General features: G+C 56.8%; 6 protein-coding genes. 3 read left to right on the top strand and 3 right to left on the bottom strand.

What is annotated here, in order from left to right:
- Both IT585_04135 and IT585_04130 read left to right on the top strand, forming a co-directional pair.
- A partial coding sequence (locus IT585_04135) for a hypothetical protein (GenBank protein MCC6962421.1) occupies positions 1–696 on the top strand: 696 nt, incomplete at its 5' end.
- A gap of 101 nt (positions 697–797) precedes the next feature.
- Positions 798–1664 (top strand): hypothetical protein, encoded by an 867-nt coding sequence (locus tag IT585_04130; GenBank protein MCC6962420.1) that lies wholly within the window; start codon positions 798–800, stop codon positions 1662–1664.
- Positions 1665–1693: 29 nt separating this feature from the next.
- On the opposite strand, the gene IT585_04125 is transcribed toward IT585_04130, so the two are convergent.
- The gene (locus IT585_04125; GenBank protein MCC6962419.1) at positions 1694–2593 is read right to left on the bottom strand and encodes a TIGR01777 family oxidoreductase; all 900 of its coding nucleotides are present in this window, start codon (positions 2591–2593) and stop codon (positions 1694–1696) included.
- Between the two features lie 61 nt (positions 2594–2654).
- Complete coding sequence (locus IT585_04120; protein MCC6962418.1) at positions 2655–3080, bottom strand: hypothetical protein; 426 nt, start codon at positions 3078–3080, stop codon at positions 2655–2657.
- A 147-nt stretch (positions 3081–3227) separates the two neighbouring features.
- Between IT585_04120 and IT585_04115 the strand changes: the two genes are divergently transcribed.
- Positions 3228–3692, top strand: a complete 465-nt coding sequence (locus tag IT585_04115; protein MCC6962417.1) for a CoA-binding protein — start codon at positions 3228–3230, stop codon at positions 3690–3692.
- 1 nt (position 3693) lies between these two features.
- Here the strand turns inward: IT585_04115 and IT585_04110 are convergent.
- On the bottom strand, positions 3694–4254 hold a 561-nt coding region (locus IT585_04110), incomplete at its 5' end, for a hypothetical protein (GenBank protein MCC6962416.1).

The raw sequence follows: 4254 nt of genomic DNA, 5'->3' as shown, positions 1-4254 counted from the left end.
ATCGTTCTCGGGAATGTGATCGGCAAAGAGGTGATCGAGGAACCGGGCGCCCGGGTTTTGGGCCAGGTCACCGAGCAGCCGATGGCGGAAATCCCGTGGCCCAGAGTCTACCAGTCGAACCAGTCATCGGACGCCGCGATCGGGGCGATTGTCTACTTCATGATGCTGTTTGTCTTCACCTTCGGTGTGGCGATGCTGTTCCGCAAGCAAACTGACCGGATCAAGACGCTGTATAGTCAGAATATTCTCAAGACGCTGGCAGTGGGATTCCTGGCTTGGATCTTACTGTTGCCAGTGTTCATCCTGCTTTGCATCACCATCATTGGCTTGCCGGTGGCAATCCTCGGGATGCCGCTGGCGATGATTGCTGCGGGACTTCTCGGCGGCGCGGCGTTCTCGCTGTTTATCGCCGACTTTGTGCGGCCGAAGGATGCTGCGCGGGAAGAAGGGCGGTTCCGGAAGTTCTTGGTGGGTTTTGTCATTCTGCAGCCCCCCGCAATTGGATTCTTCTTTGGATTGATCGTGGATCAAGAACCACTGGCGGTCATTTTCGGCATCGTTGCCGGTTTGTTGACGCTGCTGATCACTACACTCGGATTTGGCGGCGTGATCCTGACCCGTTTCGGCACCCGCGACTACAAGAACGAGAAGGTGCGCGTAACGCTGGAAGTGGTCACCGAAAGGCCGCAAGCGTAGTCGCCCTCGCGTTCGATTCTCCCCAGTTTTCCCGATTCGCTTGAAACCTCGACCACGCACTCCCCGTCTTAAGAAGAGAACCATCGACTTAGGAGGGAAAAATGCGCAAGGCGGTTCTCATTTGCGCCGGTGCTGTCCTGGCAGTCTCGGCGGTATTGCTGGCTGGGCGGCTCACCAAGGTAGACGATAAAGTCAGCGCCAGCGGCATCAGCAAGCTGGACGTACAGCTTGACCTGGCAGCCGGGCGATTCGAAATCAATCCGGGGCGGATTCCTGAGGGTGCGGTCATCACCTATCAGGGACAGTATGATGAGAGCAAGTACGACTTCACTCAGGAGTTTGACCAGCGCCAGGACAATGGCAAATTCACGTTCAGTTCGGAGGTGAAGCGTTCGCATTCTAACAGCATCGACGGTGAGAAGAACTCCTGGGAGTTCTCTTTCTCGCCGGATGTCGACTGCCGATTCGATATCGAGATCGGCGCTGCTGAGACAAGCTTCGACTTCTCCGATCTGAAGGTCTCCGAGTTATCGCTCGAGATCGGCGCTGCGGATGCCACCATCGACTTCGCGACACCGAATAAGACGCGGATGGTGGATCTCAAGATTGACGCCGGCGCCTGCGAACTGGACATCAACAATCTCGCGAACGCCCGGTTTGAACTGCTGACCTTTGAAGGCGGCATGGGCGATTTTACGCTCGACTTCACCGGCAAATTCGACTACGAAGCGGAGGCGCAGATCAACGTCGGCATGGGCTCGATCGATATCATTCTGCCGGCCGACATTGCCGTACGCCTGGAAACCGAAGAGAACTGGTTCAATTCCATTGATATTCCCAAGCGGCGCTTCGACAAGGTGCGCGGCCGCAACGGTGTCTGGGAAACCGAGAATTGGGATTCGGCGTCGGGCCGGCTGACGCTGATACTCGATGTCGGCATGGGGTCGGCCGACATTCGCTTCCGTTAAGAGCGCTGCCGCCGAGAAGCTGCAAGCAATCAATCTTCGGAAAGAACTGCGAACAAAGCTTCAGGCAGTCCGGGATACTTGAACTTGTAGCCTGAGTCGAGGAGGCGCTGTGGCATCACATTGGCGCTGTCAAGAACGACTTGTGCCATCTCGCCCATCGCCAGCTTGAGTGCGAACTCCGGCACCGCAAAGAACGCGGGACGACGCACAGCCTTGGCCAGCAGCTCGGTGAAAAGTTCATTACTGACCGGATTCGGCGTTGTCAAATTGACCGCGCCGCTCAGCGTTGCCGTGGCGATAATATGATCAAAGGCGGAGGCAATCTCCGGTAGCGCTATCCAACTCCAGATTTGCTTTCCTGACCCAAGCTTCCCGCCCAGCCCGGAGCGAAACAGCGGCAACATTCGGTCCAGTGCACCGCCCGTGCGTGCAAGTACGACGCCGATGCGGGGAATGACGACGCGAATTCCCGCAGCAAGAGCAGCTTGGGACGCCTGCTCCCATTTCTGACAGGCTTCCGCCATGAATCCGCGGCCGGGAGGGCTCATTTCAGTCAGCGTTTCACCCGGACGATTGCCGTAGAAGCCGATCGCCGAGGCGTTAATCAGCAGGCGCGGCTTCGATTGGCATTTTGCGATCGTCTTGGCGATCAGCTCGGTGCTTAAAATGCGGCTGGAGAGGATTTCGCGCTTGATGCGTTCGGTCCAACGTCCGGCACCGACATTCTTACCGGCGAGGTTGATGACGACGTCTTGACCCTCGAGATCAGCCGCAGTGATTTCACCGGCAAAGGGGTTCCAGATGGATTGATGGTGGATGGTGCTGATTGACTGGCGAAGAATCAGCGTCAGTTCGTGACCACTGCGCGCAAAGTGCTGCGTCAGATGCGCGCCGATCAGGCCGTTGGCGCCGGTGATGGCAATACGCATGGCGCTACAATCAATAGTGCCTCAACACGGGCAACAAGATTTCCGTAAGAGTTCGGCACGATCAAGCCCGGATGCCGCAGCCCTTGCAACCGGGACAGGACTTGATCTGTTCGGTGATGATGTCGACGTCGATTTCAGCATTGATGACGGTTTCATCGCCGTCATATGCGACATCGGCAACCGCGCAGGCGTGTCCCTTGGCACCGGGCGCCATGCCGGTATAGACTTCGAGCGTAGCCTTGACAGCGAACAAATGCTTGAGGCGCAGAAACTCCAGGATGCCGTCCGCGGTCGGATCAACGCCAAGAAAGGTCTCGGGGTCGAGTTCAAGGAGTTCTTCGACATTGAGACCGCGAAAGACGTCGATCAACAGCGAATTGTTGCCGACGCCTTGACCGCACGACTTCTTGACGAACTGGTAGTCCCGAAGTCGTTCCTGATCGTCGAGGTTGATCTGGATCAGTTCAACAACATTATTGCAGGGCATCGTTTGTCCCGTCGGTTTCCACGGCAGTAATACGGATTGACTGGAACGGATTCAAGGGCAAAGTTATGCTTGACAACTATGGCCACGTTATGCCAGAATTAGGGTAAATCGGGCCGAAGGCGATGGCCGGCATTCTTGGAGGTGGGAATGAGTGACCTGAATCGGATTGAGGCATTCCTCAATCATAAGCGCTTGGCGATGGTCGGGGTGTCGCGTGACCCTCGCGATTTCTCTCGCGTCGTTTTCCGCGAACTCCTGCAACGCCAATACGACGTTGTCCCGGTCAACCCCGCTGCCACGAGCATCGAGGACCGTACCTGCTATGCACTGCTTCAGGAGATTCAGCCGCCGGTCGAGGCAGCGCTCATTCTGACCCCGCCGGAGGTCACCGAAGACGTTGTGCACGAATGTGTTGCCGCTGGCGTGAAGAGTATCTGGCTACACCGGGCAGTCGGCGCCGGCGCCGTTAGTCAGAATGCGTTGTCGTACTGCAAGGAACACCACATTGAGGTTGTGGCTGGCTACTGCCCATTGATGTTCCTGCCGAACACGGGGTTCATCCACCGCGTGCATCGGTTCTTTTCCAAGCTATCGGGACGTTATCCGAAGTAGGTTAACTACGCAGGCGGGCCAGGCGTGCCTTGGCATCGCGAATCGCCGGGATATCAATATCGGGGCGGCTCCAATAGCGGAGCATTTCCTCGAAGTCTTTAACAGCTTCCTGCTTTAGTCCGAGACCTTCGTCAGCGACACCCATCAGGTACCATGCCTGAGGATAGAAGAAACCATTGCTGACCGGCGTATCCGAGTTGAGATATTCGTTCAGGTACTCTTTGCCCTGTCGGTATTGGCCCGACATGACCGCCAATTCGCCGAGGGTACGCTCAACGTCACCGCTGACACCACCGATTCGCTTCAGAGACGAAAAACTGGCAATGATTGCGGCCGTATCGGCGGCTGCAAAGGCTTCGAACAACTGCGGCACACCGTCCATGATATTCTGCATTTCCTTTGGCAGACGACTGCGGACATCGTTGAGGTCGCGCATCATGATTGGCCGCAGCGAGTCGGCCAGACGCTTGTCCAACCCAACCATGGAAATCGAGTAGTTGACCTTGGCGATAAACGGCGCAAAGCGGTACTTGTCTTTCAGGTAGAAGATGGCGCTGTCCGT

It is taken from the genome of Candidatus Zixiibacteriota bacterium (assembly GCA_020853795.1).
Classification (GTDB): domain Bacteria; phylum Zixibacteria; class MSB-5A5; order CAIYYT01; family CAIYYT01; genus JADJGC01.
Note: the sequence above shows the minus strand (reverse complement) of the source record. Positions and strands in the feature narration are given on the sequence as shown.